We start from the raw sequence: 16,785 nt of genomic DNA on the forward strand, positions 1-16,785 counted from the left end.
ACCTCACTTAAACCGGAACGTCTCGAGGTTCTTCGGCGCGAACGTCCGCATGTTGTAGTCGTGATACAGCGCCGAGGAGAGGTCCTGCACCGAGCTCTCGTCGCCGTGGACGCACAGCACCTTCTCGGGGCGGGGATTCATCGTCTTCACGAAGTTCTCGAGGCCCTGCCTGTCGGCGTGGCCGGAGAAGCCGTCGACGGTTTCGGTCTCCATGTTCAGCGTCAGCGTGTCGCCGCGGCCGCCGCCGCCCCAGCCGTCGACCGGGATCTCGTCCCAGCCGTTCTGGATCCGCCGGCCGAGCGTCCCCTGCGCCTGGTAGCCGACGAAGGTGAGCGTCGAGTCCGGGTCGGTGCCGATGTGGCGCAGCCACGACATAATGGGGCCGCCCTCGACCATCCCGGAGGTCGAGAGGACGATACACTGCTCGCCGTCGGCGACCTCCTGGCGCTCCTCCTCGCCGCCGTCGATGTGGTTGAACTGGTCTGCGAGGAACGGGTTCTCGTCCTCGTGGAAGATCCGGTCGCGGAGGTCGTCGCGGAGGTACTCGGGATAGGTCGTGTGGATCGCGGTCGCCTCCCAGATCATCCCGTCGAGGTGGACGGGCATCTCCGGGATGTCGCCGTTCCGCATCGCCTCCTCCAAGACGAGCATCAGCTCCTGGGATCGCCCCACCGCGAAGGCGGGGATCACCACCTTGCCGCCGCGCTCGTAGGTCTCGTTGATGACCTCCTTGAGCCGGCGCTCGGAGTCCTCCTGGTCGGTCTGGTAGTCGTTGCGCCCGCCGTAGGTCGACTCCAGCACCAGCGTCTCCACGCGCGGGAAGTCGTTGACCGCCCCGTTGAACAGCCGGGTGTCGTCGTAGTGGATGTCGCCGGAGAAGGCGACGTTGTAGAGGCCGTCGCCGATGTGGAAGTGCGTGACCGCCGATCCGAGGATGTGGCCCGCGTTGTGGAAGGTGATCTTCACGTCGGGGGCGATGTCGGTGACGTCGCCGTACTCGAGCGGGATCGTGTGTTTGATCGCCTCCCGAACCTGCGCCGACTCGTACGGCGGCGTGCGGCCCTCCTTGGCCGCGACGTCGAGGTAATCGAGCTGGAGCAGCCCCATCAGGTCGCGCGTGGGCTCGGTCGTGTAGATCGGCCCGTCGTAGCCGTATTTAAACAGCAGCGGGATGAGCGCCGAGTGGTCGAGGTGGGCGTGGGTCAACACGACGGCGTCGATGTTCTGTGCGCCCGCGCCCAGCGCCTCCGGCACCTGCAGGTACGGCACCTCGCCCTCGGCGCCGGGCTTGTCGCCGCAGTCGATCAGGATCCGCGTCTCGGGCGTGTTGAGGATGAAGGCGGCGCGGCCGACCTCGCGGCAGCAGCCGAGCGTGGTGATCCGGACCCACTCCTCGTCGGAGAGCTCCTCGCGGTGGATCTGTCGTCCGACGCGTTCGAGGATGTCGCGGCGCTCCTCGCGCTCCTGTTTCAGGAAGTTGCGGACGTTCGAGACCGTCGAGGACTCGATCGGCGGGGTCCGGACGACCTCCGGGGTCCAGCCGACCTCCTGGGTGATCTCCCGGAGCGTCGAGCCGCGCCGGCCGATCACCATCCCCGGCTTCTGGGCCTCGATGACGACTTCCCCGGTGTCGGCGTGGAAGTCGAGGTCGCTGATCCCCGCCTCCTCGGGGACGACGTCGAGGACCTGCTGTCGGGCCTCGCTGGGCGGCGACAGCGTGCTCGGGTCCGGCCGCACCGTGATCCGCTTGCGCAGCTGGGAGGCGAGCCGGCGGATCAGGTCGCCGTCGCCCGCGAACCGCTTCGGGTCGCGGGTGTAGACGACGAGCTCCGGCCCCTCGTATTTCACGTCGGTGATCGTGATGTCGTTCGGGATCTCCTGTTCGATCTGGGATCTGATGTCTTCGAGTTGGGTGTCGACTTGGCTCATAGGTGAAAACCCCCCGCCGTGACCGGCGCCGCGTCCGCCCCGGTCCGACCGATCGGACGGGGACGAGCGGGTTCGAGGTCCGACGACTGCTGTGTCGTCACGCGAGACGAGGGAGGCATAATGGCGAGTACTGTCGGTAGCTTCGTCTGCGGGAAGAGACGGCGAAAACCCGCTTACCCGGTCATAGACGCCACCCGTTATAAAAGCCTTCGCAAACGGTCACCGCCGATCGCGGTCGGCGACGTCGGCCGGTCGCTCCGTCTCCCGGTCGAACGTTCCCGAACCAGGGGAACGTACTTGACCGTCAGCCGTCGTAGTGGCTCACGATGCGACTCACGCCCGACCGCGTCGCGGCCGAATACGAGTGGGTGCGCGAGCGCGAGCCGACCGTCGTGGCGCTCATCAACGAGACGCGCGACGCCCTCGGCGACCGGTTCGGAACCGACGTCGCCTCGGTCGCTCCGGCGGCGTATCGGGAGGCCGTCGACGCCGTCTTCGCGGACGGCGAGGTGGCGGTCAACGTCGCCGGCTACGTCGCGATCCTCCGGAATCTCGACGTCGCGAACGACTATCCGGGGTTCGTCGTCGACGAGGTGCTGGGCCGCGCGCTCGCGGAGACGATCGCCGGCGGACAGCCCCTCTCGCTGCTCGCCGGCGCGACCTTCCACTTCGCGGACGTCCACACTCACGGCGCGGACGGGGATGCCGCCGGGATCGACGACCTGGACGCCGCCCTCGCGGCCGGGTTCCAGACGCGGCTGCCGGGGTGGGAGTGGCGCGAGGAACCGAGTCCGTTCGGCGTCGACGTCGACGGCTGAGGGAGCGACGAGTCGTTGGCCGGACCGTGGTTCCGGTCAGCCGCCGTTCCGGTCAGCCGTCGTTCCGGTCAGCCGTCAGCCGTCGTTCCGGTCAGCCGCCGTTCCGGTCAGTCGTCGCTCGAGACGACGTTCGCGTCCGCCTCCGGGAGCACGTCCGCGGTCGCGGCCGGGGGTCGCGCGTCGCGGACGTCCTCGCCGATCCCCTCCGCGATGACGTCGGCGTAGGCGTCGGGGAACACCCGAACGAACGACTCGAGCGCGGCCTCCCAGTCGTCGAGCAGCTCGCGGGCGCGGTCGCTTTCGGTGTAGGCCGCGTGGTTCTCCACGAGCCGGCGGAGCATCGCCTCGTCGCGCTCGGAGAGGTCCCGCGAGAGCGACACCATCCCCGTGTTGGCCCGCTCCGCGAGGCGGTCGTCGGGGTCGTGGACGTAGGCGATGCCGCCGGACATCCCGGCCGCGAAATTCCGGCCGGTCTCGCCGAGGACGGCCACGACGCCGCCGGTCATGTACTCGCAGCCGTGGTCGCCGACGCCCTCCACGACCGCCGTGGCCCCGGAGTTGCGAACGCCGAAGCGCTCGCCGGCGACGCCGTTGACGTAGACCTCGCCGGCGGTCGCGCCGTACAGGCAGACGTTGCCGACGACGACGTTCCCGCTCGCGTCGTAGCCCGCGTCCGGGGGCGTGTTCACGACCAGCTTCCCGCCCGAGAGACCCTTCCCGACGTAGTCGTTGGCCGCGCCGGTCAGCGAGAAGGTGACGCCCTCCGCGAGGAACGCGCCGAAGCTCTGGCCGGCGTAGCCGTCGAAGTCGACGGCGATCGTGTCGTCGGCCAGCCCGTCGCCGCCGTGTTCGCTCACGACGCGGTTCGAGAGGGTCGCGCCGACCGCCCGGTCGACGTTCGTGACGTCCTCGTGGATCGACACCGGCGCGCCGTCCGCGATGGCGTCGGCGGCGGCGTCGATGAGGTCCCAGTCGAGCCGGTCGTCGACCTCGTGGTCCTGCTCGCGGACCTTCGTCCGGACCGAGCCGGTCGGCTCCGCGATGACGCTCGAGAGATCGAGGTGTCGCGCCTTCTCGTGGTCCGTCTCGCGCTGTGCGAGCAGTTCGGGGCGGCCGATCAGCTCCTCGAGGGTCCTGAAGCCGAGATCGGCCATGATCTCCCGGAGCTCCTCGGCGATGAAGGTCATGTAGTTGATGACGTGGTCGGGCTCGCCGGGGAACCGCTGTCGCAGGTCCTCGCGCTGGGTCGCGACGCCGACCGGACAGGTGTTCTCGTGACACTGCCGGGCCATCACGCAGCCGGAGGTGACCAGCGAGGCCGTCCCGAACACGTACTCCTCGGCGCCCAGCAGCGCGGCGACGGCGACGTCGCGGCCGGTCCGCAGCCCGCCGTCCGCGGAGACCCGGATGCGGTCGCGCAGGCCGGTCGCCCGCAGCATCTGGTTCGTCTCCGCGAGACCCAGCTCCCACGGGAGGCCGGCGTTCTTGATCGAGGTCTTCGGGGACGCCCCCGTCCCGCCGGAGTGGCCCGAGACGTGGACCACGTCCGCGTTCGCCTTCGCGACGCCGGCCGCGATCGTCCCGATGCCCGCCTCCGAGACGAGCTTGACGTTGACGTCCGCGTCCGGATTGGCCGACTTCAGGTCGTAGATGAGCTGTTTCAGGTCCTCGATCGAGTAGATGTCGTGTTGGGGCGGCGGCGAGATGAGCCCGACCCCCGGCGTCGAGCACCGGACGTGGGCGATCATCTCGTTGACCTTCTTCCCGGGGAGGTGGCCGCCCTCGCCGGGCTTTGACCCCTGCGCCATCTTGATCTGGAGCTCGTCGGCCGAGGCGAGGTACTCCGCGGTGACGCCGAACCGGCCCGAGGCCACCTGCTTGACGTTGCATTCGCGCTCGGTGCCGAACCGCTCGGGCGGCTCGCCGCCCTCGCCGGTGTTCGATTTCGCCCCGATCCGGTTCATCGCGATCGAGTTGTTCTCGTGGGCCTCCGGCGAGATGCTGCCCAGCGACATCGCCGCGGTCGAGAACCGTTTCACGATCTCCTCGACCGGCTCCACCTCCTCGACCGGCACCGGGTCGCGGTCGGCGTCGAACTCCAGGAGCCCCCGCAGCGTGTGTGGCGACCCCTCCTGGTCGTTGACTTCCGCGGCGAACTCCCGGTACTGGTCGTACTCGCCGGACCGCACCGCCTGCTGGAGCGTCCCGACCGTCTGCGGGTTCCAGCCGTGTTTGATCCCGGACGACCGGTGTTCGTACTCGCCGACGGTCTCGAGTTGCGGGTCGGCGCCGAACGCCATCGCGTGTCGCGTCCGGACGTCGCCCTCGATCTCGTCGATGCCGATGCCCTCGGTGCGGATCTCGGTGCCCGAGAAGTATTCCGCGACGAACCCGGAGTCGAGCCCGACCGCCTCGAAGATCTGCGCGCCCTGGTAGCTCTCCATCGTCGAGATGCCCATCTTCGCCATCGTCTTGAGCAGGCCGTCCTCGAGCGCGCCGCGGTAGGCGGCGATCGCCTCGGCCTCGTCGGCCCCGTCCGGGCCGGCGACGACGTCGGCGATGGAGGCGTACGCGAGGTAGGGGGTCACCGCGCCGGCGCCGTAGCCGACGAGGGTCGCGATATGGTGGACCTCGTGTGGCTCGCCGGACTCCACGACGAGCCCGGCGTGGTTCCGGAGCCCGTTGCGAACCAGGTGGTGGTGGACCGCCCCGGTCGCGAGCAGGCTCGGGATCGCGATCCGGTCGGGGCCGATCGCCCGGTCCGAGAGGACGATCACGTCCGCGCCGTCCTCGATCGCCGCCGCGGCGTCGTCACGGAGCCGCGAGACGGCGTCCTCGAGGTCCGTCTCCGGCGGGAACGTCGTATCGAGAACCGTCGATTCGAGGGGCGTTTCGTCGGCGAGGGAACCGTCCGCGGCGCCGGACGCGCCGGCTGCGGCGGCGTTCTCCTCGCTCCCGCCGAGCGCCTTGATCGACTCGGTCTCGGCGTCGGTGAGGATCGGCGTCTCGGACACGAGCTGTCGCGCGTGCTCGGCCGACTCGTCGAGGAGGTTCCGCTGGAAGCCGAGCCGCGTCTCGAGGGAGGTGACGAGCTCCTCGCGGATGTAGTCGATCGGCGGGTTCGACACCTGCGCGAACAGCTGCTTGAAGTAGGTGAACAGCGGCCGGTCGACGTCCGACAGCACCGACAGCGGGGTGTCGTCGCCCATCGACCCGACCGGGTCCTTCCCCTCCCTGGCCATCGGCTCGACCAGGTGGTTCATCGAGTCGGTCGTGTAGCCGAAGGCGGCCTGGCGGGCGCGCAGCGGCGAGGTGCCCTCGACATCGTTCGCATCGGCGTCGGCCTCATCGTCCGCACCGGCGTCGGTCTCGGCGTCGGCCTCATCGTCCGCACCGGCGCCGATGCCGGCGCTCGTGGGATCGTCCGTCTCGAGGAGGTCGGAGAGCGCGACCTGCTCCTCGGCGACCCATTCGCCGTAGCGGTCGTCAGTCAGATCCGCGAAGACCTCCTCGTCGGGGACGACGCGGCCCGACTCCAGGTCGGCGACGAAGATCTCGCCGGGCTGGAGCCGGCCGCGGCGCTCGACCTCGGCGGGGTCGGTCGGCAGCGCGCCGACCTCGCTGCCCACGATCAGGCGGTCGTCGCTCGTGACCTCGTAGCGGCACGGGCGGAGCCCGTTGCGGTCGAGGACGCCGGCGACGCGGTCGCCGTCGAAGCCCAGCACGAGCGCGGGGCCGTCCCAGGGCTCGACGAGCGAGGCGTGGTAGTCGTACCAGTCGGCCCTGGCCGCGTCCATCAGGTGGTCGTCGCGGAACGCCTCGGGGATCAGCATCCGGAGCACGTGGGGCAGCTCCCGGCCGGTCTGAACGAGCAATTCGAGCGCGTTGTCGACCGAGGCGGTGTCGGACTGGTTCGGGTCGTCGATGACCGGCTTCACCGTCTCGAGGTCGGCGCCGAAGCCGGGGTGGGAGACGTCGGTCTCCCGCGCCCGCATCCAGTTGATGTTCCCCTGGATCGTGTTGAACTCGCCGTTGTGGACGATGTTGCGGTACGGATGGGCGAGATGCCACGCGCCGAGGGTGTTCGTCGAGAAGCGGGCGTGCACCAACGCGGCGCGGGAGGCGAACCGCTCGTCCCGCAGGTCCGGGAAGTAGCCGGCGAGCTGCTCGCCCTTCAGCAGCCCCTTATAAACCACGCGACGGCGGTCGAGCGAGGCGATATAAAAGCGGCCGCTGCCGTCCACGTCCTCGGCCGCCGTCTCGATCGCCTTCCGGGCGACGTAGAGCGCGCGGTCGAACCCGAGCAGCGCCGGATCCCGGTCGGCGTCGGCGTCCGCATCCGCGTCGACGAAGCGGTCGGCCGGGTCGGCCTCGTCGGTCGGCGCCACGAAGACCTGCCAGTGGTCGGGCTCCGACTCGAGCGCCGTCGCGCCGAGGTCGCCGTTCTCGGTCGGGACCGACCGCCACGCGAGGATCTCGAGGCCGTACTCCGCGAGCGTCTCGGCGACGACGTCGAACAGCTGCCCGCGAGCCCGCTCGTCCTGGGGCAAGAACAGCGACCCGACGGCGTACTCGTCGGGAAGATCGGCGTCGACGACCGACCGGAAGAACGCGTCCGGCCGCTGGACCATGATCCCGGCGCCGTCGCCGGTGTCCGGCTCGGTGCCGGTCGTCCCGCGGTGTTCGAGGTTCTCGAGCAGCCGGACCGCGTCGGCGACGACGTCGTGGCTCGGGCCGCCCTCGAGGTCGACGACCGCGCCGACGCCGCAGTTCGATCGGTCATCGGTCGGGTCAGCGAGGCCGTCGCCGTTCTTTTCGCCGTCCGCTCGGACGGTCCCGTCCCCTCGGACGGTCCGTTCGTCATCGTCGCGAACGCCGTCCGTGCCGCGTACGTCGCGCCCGTCCGCGTTCTCCGTGCCGGCGTGTCGCCCGGAGCCCGCCGCGCCGTCGCTCGGCTCGGGGGTGGTACTGTGTGGCTTGGTCATACGCCTACGGAACCGGCTTCAACTTAAAGGGCTAACCCTGATACACTTAGGGAGCCTTACCCACCCATTAGGGAATATAAGGTCATTATTGTTAAGGGGCTGTGACTGAATAGCATAGGTTTAAATACACAATTTTCACCGAGTTTTTCTCCGGTTATGGATTCTATATTCTGCTCATTGTTTATGTGTGTGGTTTAAATACTCCTCCTGGAATATGTCTCTCAAATTCTCTTCTCCACGAAGCTGCTCACGGCGTTCCGATCGTGGGTCGATGGTCGGCCGAAACGGGCGGTTCGCATCGTCGGCCAACGGGGCAGTCGTCGTCCGGACTGACCGGTCCGACGGTCAGTACGACTTCGCGAAGTAGGCGGTCCGCTCGGCCGGCTCGCCGCAGACGCCGCAGGTCTCCTCGTGGTCCGTCCCGATCAACTCGTCGTCGTCCTCGAAGGGAACCATCACGATCTCGGCGGCGATCTGTTCTTTGATCTCCGCTTCACAGTCCACGTCGCCGCACCAGGGCGTCTCCACGTAGCCGCCGTGGCGGCCGAGCGTTCCCAGGATCTCCGCGCGGTCGTCGGCCTCCCGAACCGCGCCGTCGAGGGTCTCCTCGGCGGCGGCGTACAGCTTGGCGTAGACCTCGTCGAAGTGGCGCTCAACCGTCTCCGCGACGTCGTCCCGGTCCTCGACGACGCTCTCGCCGTCCGGCCGGTGTACGAGGGTGAGCTCCTCGTCGTCGACCTCGTTCGGGCCGATCTCGATCCGGAGCGGGACGCCGTTGAGCTCGTGTTCGTTGAACTTGAAGCCGGGGTTGCGCTCGTCTCGGTCGTCGAGCTCGACGCTGATGCCCGCGTCCTCGAGCTCGGCGGTGACGCCCTCGGCGTACTCGAGGACCTCCTCGCGCGTGTCGGACTGCCAGATCGGGACGACGACGACCTGCGTGGGCGCCACCGTCGGCGGCAGGACGAGCCCCTGTTCGTCGGAGTGGGTCATGATGAGCGCCCCCAGACAGCGCCAGGAGACGCCCCAGGAGGTGGTGTGTGCGACCCGTTCCTCCTCCTGCTCGTCGGAGAACGTGATGTCGAACGCCTCGGCGAACGACTGCCCGAGGTGGTGGGAGGTCGCGCCCTGGACCGACTTGCCGTCCGGCATCAGCGCCTCGACGGTCGTCGTCGTCTTCGCGCCCGGGAACGTGTCGTGGGGCGGCTTCTGGCCGCGCAACACCGGGATCGCGAGGACGTCCTCGTAGAGCGACTCGTACTGGTCGAGCCGCAGCATCGTCTCCTCCCAGGCCCCCTCGTCGGTCTCGTGGGCGGTGTGGCCCTCCTGCCAGAGGAACTCCTTCGTGCGGAAGAACGGCTTCGTCTCGGTGGCCTCCCACCGGACGACCGAGCACCACTGGTTCACGCGCATCGGGAGATCGCGGTGGCTCCGGACCCACTGGGCGATGTAGGGGGCGATGATCGACTCGGAGGTCGGCCGCACCGCCAGGCGCTCGTCGAGCTCTTCGTGGCCGCCCTGGGTGACCCAGGCGACCTCCGGGTCGAACCCCTCGACGACGTCCTTCTCGCGTTCCAGGTACGACTCGGGAATGAACACCGGGAAGTAGGCGTTCTGCACGCCCGTGTCCTTGAACTCCGCGTCGAGCGCGTTCTGGACCGCCTCCCAGAGCGCGTACCCGCGCGGGCGGGTCACGATGAACCCGCTCATGCCCTCGGGCCCGTAGCTCGCCAGCCCCGCCTTCCGCACGACCTCGGCGTACCAGTCGCCGGTGTTGTGTGATTTGGACTCGGTGATCCCGAGTTCCTGCTCGTCGTCGGTCATTACATCGTGGATCCGCCGTGCGGGACTTAAACCGACCGAAGCCCCCTCACGGGCCGACGGTCGTCCGGCTGACGAGTTATCAGGTTGACTGGCCGTCCGGCTGACTAGTTATCAGGTTGACCGGCCGTCCGGCTGGTCCGTGTTCAGCCGCCGTCCTCGCGGGACGACGTCTCAGCGGTCGGTGACGCCCTCGGGGTCCATCTCCGCCACCTCGGCCTCGAGCCACTCCCGGAACCACTTCACGCGCTTGAGCCGCTGGTGGGCGATGCTCTCGGCGGTCTCCGACCGGACGCGGTCGGCGTGGTCGCGGCCGCGCTCGAGCACGCGGTCGACCATCTTGGCGGCGTCCATATGGGTCCGCGCCTCGTAGCCCATCCGTAACAGCATCAGCGCGGCCCCGTTGGCGCCGACCTTGTCGAGCAGGTCCGCCTCCATCAGACACCGCGACTCCAGGGAGACGTCCGCCAGATCCCCCTGGTAGGAATGGTCCTCGATCGACTGGGTGACCTCCTCGATGAACGAGTCGGGATACTCGCCCCGGTTCCGGAGGTACTCCCGGGCGATCCGGGCGCCCGCCTCGGCGTGGACGTCCTGGTCGACCTCCAGCTTGGCCACGTCGTGAAACAGCGCCGCCACGCGGACGACGTCGAGATCGGCGCCCTCCTCCCGGGCGATCCGCGTCGCGATGTCGACGACGTTGAGGATGTGGTTGAACCGGTACTCCGCCGAGTGCCAGGGATACCACCGCATCCGGCCGCCGTCCTCCTCGCTTTCGACGCTGGCGGCGAGGTAGTCGCGAACGAACGACTTCATCTCCTCGAACTCGTCGTCCGGAACCCGGGATTCCTTTATCTCAACGCCCACGGTCGGGCCCCCGTGGTCGGCTCGGAGATCGGTCGCGAGATTCGGTATTCATTGTCCGAGACCATGGCCGTTTCGCTCTTAGGCGTTACGACAGCCCCGGATCTCGCGAGGATCGGTGGGTTTCGCTCCGACCAGCGCCGGGGTTCGCTCCGACCAGCGCCGGGGTTCGCTCCGACCAGCGTCGGGTTTTCGACCCGACGCGTCACAGATACGCGGCGTCCCAGCGCGCGGGCTTGCGGCGGTTCCCGCAGTCGAGACACTCCAGGCGGTCCATCGTGTCGACCGCGACGTCGAGTCCCTCGCAGTTCCCGCAGACGTAGCCGTATCGTTCCTCGTGGTCCGGGTCGCGATACGCCGGGAAGAACGGTCCGTTCGACCCCCGCTCGCCGCGATCGAAGTCGACGTACACCTCCTCGCCCTCGTCGTCGGTGTACGTCTTCGTCTCGCGCGCGGGACGGTCCTCGACGAGCCGCTTCGTGTAGATCCGTTCGCGGAACGTCTCGCGGTCGATCGTGATCTCATCGACGCCGGCGCGGTCGTAGCCCTCCCCCTCGTAGAACCGCGTTCCGGACTCGTTCGCCTCGAGCACGCGCCCCTCGATCCGGTCGACGTCCCGGTCCCGGAGCGTCTCCTCGACGCGGGCGAGCAGCCGGTGGCCGATCCCGGCGCCGCGGTGGTCGGGGTGGACGTGCAGCCAGTCGATCTCGCCCACACGTTCCCGGCGGTCGACGACGTAGCTCTCCGCGAACCCGACCACCTCCCCGTCGACCACGGCGACCGGGAACACGGTACGCCGGGCGGCGACGTCCGCGGCCAGCTCCTCGGCGTCGTACCACTCGTCGACGGACCGCGACAGCACCGATTCCGCGACCGCGTGACCGTAGGAGTCGGCCATCGATGCGCGCGCGACCGACCGGATCGCCTCGACGTCGTTCGGCGTGGCCGCTCGGATGTCCATACCGTGGTACTCGACGGCCAGTCACAAAAAGCCTCGCGCGCCGCCCGATCGCCGTCGCTCGGCCGACGGACGCGGACTCCCGCCGGCGCCCGCAGTCTCCGCGCCGGTGAACGCGGTCCTCGCGTCGACGGACGCGGTCCCCGTGCCGACGGACACGCTCATATCCGGTCGGCACGAACCCGGCGTATGGCGCTCGAACCGGAGGTGCTCGTCGTCGGGGGCGGCGCGACCGGCGTCGGCGTCGCCCGCGATCTGGCGCTGCGCGGCGTGGACGTGACCCTCGTCGACCGCGACGGACTCTGCGGCGGGACCACGGGCCGGTCGCACGGCCTGCTCCACAGCGGCGCGCGCTACGCCGACTCCGACCCCGAGGGCGCGGCGGAGTGTCTGGCCGAGAGCCGAATCCTTCGCCGGATCGCCGGCGGCTGCGTCCGCGAGACCGGCGGCCTCTTTCTCGAGCTCGCCGGCGACGACGACGCCTACTTCGGCGCGAAGCGGGCGGCCTGCGAGTCGGTCGGGATCCCGGTCGAGGTCGTCGACTCGGCGACCGCGCGCGACCGCGTCTCCGGTCTGTCCGCCGATCTCGAGCGGGCGATGCGCGTGCCCGACGCGGTCGTGTTCCCCTCGCGTCTGGTCGCCGCGACCGCCCTCGACGCGGATCGACACGGCGCGACGATCCACACGCACGCGCCCCTCGAGTCGCTGACCGTCCGTGACGGCGCGGTGACTGAAGCCCGCGTCGGCGGCCGTTTCGACGACGTGATCCGGCCCGACTACGTCGTGAACGCCGCGGGCGCGTGGGCCGGATCGGTCGCCGAACTGGCGGGCGTGACCGTCGCGATGCAGCCGACGCGCGGGGTGATGGTGTCCGTCGCCTACGAGGGACTCGGCCCCGTGTTGAACCGCTGTCGGAACCCCGCCGACGGCGACATCGTCGTCCCGCACCGGAAGGAGGTCGTGCTGGGGACGACGAGCGTTCCCGTCCGCGACCCGGACGACTACGCGACGCCGCACCGGGAGGTCGAAACCACGATCGCCGAGTGCGCCGCGATGCTCCCGGCGGTCGCCGAGCGTCCGATCGTTCGCCGGTGGTGGGGCGTTCGTCCGCTGTACGCCCCCGACGAGACCGACCGCGGCGGCCGGGGGATCTCGCGGGGGTTCGTCCGCATCGACCACGCCGCCGACGGCGTTACCAACCTCGCAACGATCGTCGGCGGAAAGCTGACCACGCATCGGCTGATGGCCGAATCGGTCGCCGACCTCGTCTGCGACCGACTCGGCGTCGACGCCCCCTGTCGGACCGCCGACCGCGAGCTGCCCGCCGTCGACGATCCCGACCGCCTCGACCGTGCGGTCGCGGCCTTCGACGGTGCGGGACCGGCCGACGCGGACGTCGTGGATGTGGATGACGTGGGTGCGGAGCAGTAGAGCGTTCCGACGGGACTCCCGCCGCCCGCTTAGAACATCCAGACTATCAGGACGAAGTAGAACAGGAACAGGGAGATGATCGTCAGCCGGATGAGGATGTTGACGCTGAAGACCAGCCCGTTGTAGTCGTTTTTGAGGAGCTGCAGCGGCCGCGTCGTCCGGCTCGTCAGGCCGATGGTCGCCGGCGCGACGTCGTCGGTTGCGGCCGCCACCGCGCGCCGCATCGCGTCGACGTTCGAGCGCGTCATGTTCGCCAGATCGTGGATGGAGGCGTGCGTGTCCGTCGAGAACAGCAGGACGTGGTCGAACTCCTCGCGGTACTCCGCCTCGAGGTCCCGGATGTCGGCCGTGACGCCGTTCGTGTCGATGCCCATCAGGAGGGTGCGCTCGCCGTCGACGACCTCGACCATCGCCAGCAGGTCCCGGTCGCCGAGGTGGACGTCGAATCCCGCATCGTAGTCGTGTAGGGGTGCGTCGTCGAGCGTTCCGAGGAAGTCGTCGAAGTATCGCTTCAGCCGGTCCGCCTCCGCGGTGCCGTACTGGACCTCCTTTTCGGGCCCCTCCTGGATGTCGTGTTTGTGGAGGTCCACGAGCAGGACGTCCGATTCCTCGCGGTCCCGCATGAACACCCCCGTGTCGTAGTCGTCGATGTGCTCGGCGTGGAGGAAGACGATCCGCTTGCCGTCGAACCGGCGACCGAAGAACTCGATCTCCCCGTAGTCCCGGTGTACCAGCGTCGACGCGCGGCCGGTTCGCTCGGGGTCCGCGACCGCCTCCAGGACCTTCTCCGCGTCCTCGGGATCGGCCAGGTCCTCCTTGTGCGTGCAGGGGACGTGCAGGAAGAACCCGGTGCCCTCCGCGTTCAGCGCCTCGATGACGGTGCCGCTCAGCTGGCCGCCGCCGAACCCGCCGAGCGGTCCCGGATGGATCCACGGCGCGGCCAGCGTCAGCCGGTCGCCGTTGTCGATCGCCAGCGTTTGGACGTCGGGCTCGGCCTCGAAGCCGAGGTCGAGCGACTCCCGGTCGTTCCGTAACAGCCCGGAGGTAAGCGTGAACGCTGACACGTCGGTGTTGCTCTTGATCAGGTACTCCACCGCCAGGAGGATCAGCACGAGGAAGACGGCGGCGATGCCGACCGAGGCCAGGCTGAACACGTGCCTGTACGTCTCGATCCCGAGCGCGCCGCCGACGAACAGGTAGAAGACCGCGACGAGCACCGCCGTCTGGGCGGACGAGACCGCCAGGATCCGCTTGTAGTACTCGATGCCGGTGGAGATCAGCAGCACCAGCACGTTGTTCACGTGGACGGTGATGAACGCCAGCCAGACGATGCTCCAGGCGTTCCCGGTGGTGTCGGCCCCGGAGAGAACGAGCCCGTAGACGAACAGGACGAACTGGTTGAACAGCGCGAGAAAGTAGCTCCAGGAGCGTGGATACCGCGGTAACACCTGGTGGAACAGCTCCCCCGCCAGGAGGAAGGGCACGAGGAACACGAGCGACCCCGCCACGAGCACGAGCGGGATGGACAGCCGGATCGGCGTGAAGACCGTGAAGGCGAGATGCATCCCGAAGCTGTACACCAGGCTCAAAGCGACGAGCGCGGGGATCTGTACCTTCAGCGGCGGCAGGCTGAAGACCATCCGCTGGAAGACGTCGACGTTGTCGGCTCCCATCAGTCGGTCACCTCGTAGCTCATCGGCCGGTCACCCCGGAATTCATCGATCCATCACTCCATCGTCCATCAGTCAGTCACCCCGTAGATCCGCTCGAGCTCGTCGACGGTCCGCGTGATCGAGAACCGTCGGACCGCGTCCCGCGTGTCCTCCTCGTGGTGCAGACAGTCCTCGACGGCCCGCTGCATATCCTCGAGATCCCCGTACGCGAACCGGGCGCCGTTTGCGTCCCCGATGGTCTCCTCGAACGGCGGAACGTCGGCCGCGGCGACCGGCGTGCCGCAGGCGTTCGCCTCGAGGGTCGACAGTCCGAGGGTGTCACACGTCGAGGCCGTGAGGAACACGTCGATCGAGGAGTAGAACGTCGGCAGCTTCTCCCGCGGCAGGAAGTCCCGAAACGTCACGTTCTCCGGCGCCGCCCGCTCCAGCGATTCCCGCTCGGGCCCCTCGCCCACGAGTTCGAACCGATAGTCCGGGGTCTCCGCCGCCAGCCGGAGCAGCTCGTCGACGTTCTTCTTGGCGGCCATCCGGCCGCTGTAGCCGATGACGGGCTCGTCGGTCGGGAACAGCCGGTCCGACTGCGGCCGGAAGGTGTCCATCTCGATGCCGACGGGCAGCTTCCGGGGCTCCACGTCCCGCCGGATCCGCGAGGTCGAGGCCGTCACGCAGTCGAACGACCGGAGGAACCGGTTCTCGTAGGCCACGTACAGCCTGGCCGCGACGGCGGCGATGGACGGGAGCTTGAGCCCCTGTTCGAGGTAGTCCTCGACCGGCGTGTGATGCGTGTAGACCGATTTCACGCCCGTCCGCTTCGCGTACCGTCTCCCCATAATCCCGGTCGCGGCGGGCCCGTGACAGTGCACGACGTCCAGCTCCGGCAGCGTCGACAGCCGCCGGTAGATCGGAAACCGATACTGTCCGTAGAAGGGATTCGGGAGCGATCTGACGGGGATCTCGTGGTCGTCCGGGTCGTGGCTGCTGGCCGGGTAGACCACGTACACCTCGTGGCCGCGCTCCTCGAGGCGCTCGCGCCAGGCCCGGATCGTGTACGTCACGCCGTCGATGCCGGGAAAGTAGCTGTCCGTGAAGAACCCGATCCTCATGTGTGCCTCCGCCGATCCCCGTTCGCGGTCCGGATCCATCCCGTGGTTCGACTCTGCCGTCTCGCGGTCCGACTCCGTCTCGCGGTCCGACTCTGCCGTCTCGCGGTCCGACTCTGCCGTCTCGCGGTCCGACTCTGCCCTCTCGCGGTCCGACTCCGTTGCCGATTGGTTCGGCTCCGCCGCTCGGCGGGACGGCTACTCACGAAGGACCGCATCCACGAACTCGGGGGCACCGTTCTCGTAATCGGGACTTTCCTCGGACTCACAGAAGCGTTTCGCTTTCAGGACGGCGTCGGGAACCGAGGCGGCCCTGGCGACCCCCTCGATGCCCTCGCGTTCCGCCCGCTCCGCGATCGCCTTCTGGAACGGCAGGAACGGGTAGATCACGCAGGGCGTGCCCGCCACCACCGTGTCCGCGATCGATGAGAACCCGGTGCATATCACGACGTCGGCGGCCGCGGTGTACGGGGTCATCGTGGGCTTCGTCTCCCAGTCGTCGTCGCCCACCGTCCTGACCGTGTAGCCGTCGGCCTCCAGCCGCGTCCGTATCTCCGCGAAGCCCTCGCCGTGCGTGCCCGGATTTATGAGCACGTCGTATTCGTCGACCTCCCCGTCGGAGTCGCCCTCCTGTGCGAGCGGTCCGACCCGCGTGATCCCCGCCGGGTCCGGCTTGTCCGGCCACAGCGACGTCACGAGTATCCCCTCGCCGAACAGCAGCGAGATCGCGTTGTATATCCGCAGCGGGGTTCCCCACGCCGGGCCGAACAGGTCCGGCGTCAGGTGGTCGATCCGGTAGAAGTCGATCCCCTGGGCGGCCGCCGACAGACCCGCGAAGACGTCGTCGGTTATCAGGACGTCGGGGTCCTCCGCCGCCAACCAGTCGTGGATCTCCCGCGTCCGTCGGACCGAGGACGGAACGAGATCGAGGAGCGTGTGTTTCAGGAACGACAGCGGCGTGTTCCCCGCCACGGACACCGTCGTGAGGTCCGGCTGGTCGAAGCCGTTCATGTCCACGAACCGCGCGCCCTGCCCTCCGCCGGCGATCGACACGTCCACGCCGCGTGACTCGAGTTCCTTGGCGACCGGGATGCTCCTGGCCGCATGTCCGGCCCCGTCGCACCAGTAGACGATCGCCACGCTCTCGACCATACCTCCCGTTATCGCGTCCCCTATAAATCGGTCGTGGGTCCGTCCCGACGATGGTGG

The 16,785-nt window shown here is 68.9% G+C and carries 11 protein-coding genes; 2 read left to right on the plus strand and 9 right to left on the minus strand.

Translation table 11 applies throughout. The features are described from left to right. Positions 1–3 precede the first annotated feature (3 nt). Positions 4–1,929, minus strand: a complete 1,926-nt coding sequence (locus BLV25_RS08435; protein WP_021074452.1) for a beta-CASP ribonuclease aCPSF1 — start codon at positions 1,927–1,929, stop codon at positions 4–6. 326 nt (positions 1,930–2,255) lie between these two features. On the opposite strand from BLV25_RS08435, the gene BLV25_RS08440 reads away from it, so the two are divergent. Next, positions 2,256–2,747, plus strand: coding sequence for a hypothetical protein (locus BLV25_RS08440; protein WP_021074453.1), 492 nt, complete (start codon positions 2,256–2,258; stop codon positions 2,745–2,747). Positions 2,748–2,854: 107 nt separating this feature from the next. Here BLV25_RS08440 and gltB read toward each other — a convergent pair whose 3' ends face one another. From gltB to BLV25_RS17370, 5 genes are all read right to left on the minus strand, one after another. Further along, positions 2,855–7,732, minus strand: a complete 4,878-nt coding sequence (gene gltB, locus BLV25_RS08445; RefSeq protein ID WP_092732158.1) for a glutamate synthase large subunit — start codon at positions 7,730–7,732, stop codon at positions 2,855–2,857. Between the two features lie 345 nt (positions 7,733–8,077). Continuing rightward, positions 8,078–9,553 carry a proline--tRNA ligase gene (proS, locus tag BLV25_RS08450; RefSeq protein ID WP_021074455.1) on the minus strand — a complete coding sequence of 492 codons (1,476 nt, stop codon included), beginning with the start codon at positions 9,551–9,553 and terminating at the stop codon, positions 8,078–8,080. Positions 9,554–9,724: 171 nt separating this feature from the next. After that, positions 9,725–10,417, minus strand: a complete 693-nt coding sequence (locus tag BLV25_RS08455) for an HD domain-containing protein (protein ID WP_039400425.1) — start codon at positions 10,415–10,417, stop codon at positions 9,725–9,727. Positions 10,418–10,619: 202 nt separating this feature from the next. Beyond that, positions 10,620–11,375, minus strand: coding sequence for a GNAT family N-acetyltransferase (locus tag BLV25_RS08460; protein WP_021074458.1), 756 nt, complete (start codon positions 11,373–11,375; stop codon positions 10,620–10,622). Positions 11,376–11,396: 21 nt separating this feature from the next. Beyond that, positions 11,397–11,537, minus strand: a complete 141-nt coding sequence (locus BLV25_RS17370) for a hypothetical protein (protein WP_176819458.1) — start codon at positions 11,535–11,537, stop codon at positions 11,397–11,399. 24 nt (positions 11,538–11,561) lie between these two features. Between BLV25_RS17370 and BLV25_RS08465 the strand changes: the two genes are divergently transcribed. Then, positions 11,562–12,803 (plus strand): FAD-dependent oxidoreductase, encoded by a 1,242-nt coding sequence (locus tag BLV25_RS08465; protein ID WP_092732161.1) that lies wholly within the window; start codon positions 11,562–11,564, stop codon positions 12,801–12,803. Positions 12,804–12,832: 29 nt separating this feature from the next. On the opposite strand, the gene BLV25_RS08470 is transcribed toward BLV25_RS08465, so the two are convergent. The 3 genes from BLV25_RS08470 to BLV25_RS08480 all read right to left on the minus strand — a co-directional run bounded on the left by BLV25_RS08470 (position 12,833) and on the right by BLV25_RS08480 (position 16,728). Next, positions 12,833–14,476, minus strand: coding sequence for a DUF2070 family protein (locus tag BLV25_RS08470; protein ID WP_021074460.1), 1,644 nt, complete (start codon positions 14,474–14,476; stop codon positions 12,833–12,835). A 68-nt stretch (positions 14,477–14,544) separates the two neighbouring features. Then, a complete protein-coding gene (locus BLV25_RS08475) occupies positions 14,545–15,579 on the minus strand; it encodes a glycosyltransferase (protein ID WP_039400428.1) in 1,035 nt (344 codons plus the stop codon). 195 nt (positions 15,580–15,774) lie between these two features. Beyond that, positions 15,775–16,728: a glycosyltransferase gene (locus BLV25_RS08480; RefSeq protein WP_143114408.1), complete on the minus strand. Its 954-nt coding sequence runs from the start codon at positions 16,726–16,728 to the stop codon at positions 15,775–15,777. Positions 16,729–16,785: the final 57 nt, after the last annotated feature.

The organism is Halopenitus persicus (assembly GCF_900107205.1).
GTDB classification, from domain to species: domain Archaea; phylum Halobacteriota; class Halobacteria; order Halobacteriales; family Haloferacaceae; genus Halopenitus; species Halopenitus persicus.

Excerpts from the sequence above, each read along its gene's own strand:
- BLV25_RS08470 (WP_021074460.1), bottom strand. The coding sequence starts at position 14,476 with ATGGGAGCCGACAACGTCGACGTCTTCCAGCGGATGGTCTTCAGCCTG.
- BLV25_RS17370 (WP_176819458.1), bottom strand. The coding sequence starts at position 11,537 with ATGAGCGTGTCCGTCGGCACGGGGACCGCGTCCGTCGACGCGAGGACC.
- BLV25_RS08480 (WP_143114408.1), bottom strand. The coding sequence starts at position 16,728 with ATGGTCGAGAGCGTGGCGATCGTCTACTGGTGCGACGGGGCCGGACAT.
- BLV25_RS08460 (WP_021074458.1), bottom strand. The coding sequence starts at position 11,375 with ATGGACATCCGAGCGGCCACGCCGAACGACGTCGAGGCGATCCGGTCG.
- gltB (WP_092732158.1), bottom strand. The coding sequence starts at position 7,732 with ATGACCAAGCCACACAGTACCACCCCCGAGCCGAGCGACGGCGCGGCG.
- proS (WP_021074455.1), bottom strand. The coding sequence starts at position 9,553 with ATGACCGACGACGAGCAGGAACTCGGGATCACCGAGTCCAAATCACAC.
- BLV25_RS08435 (WP_021074452.1), bottom strand. The coding sequence starts at position 1,929 with ATGAGCCAAGTCGACACCCAACTCGAAGACATCAGATCCCAGATCGAA.
- BLV25_RS08465 (WP_092732161.1), top strand. The coding sequence starts at position 11,562 with ATGGCGCTCGAACCGGAGGTGCTCGTCGTCGGGGGCGGCGCGACCGGC.
- BLV25_RS08440 (WP_021074453.1), top strand. The coding sequence starts at position 2,256 with ATGCGACTCACGCCCGACCGCGTCGCGGCCGAATACGAGTGGGTGCGC.
- BLV25_RS08475 (WP_039400428.1), bottom strand. The coding sequence starts at position 15,579 with ATGAGGATCGGGTTCTTCACGGACAGCTACTTTCCCGGCATCGACGGC.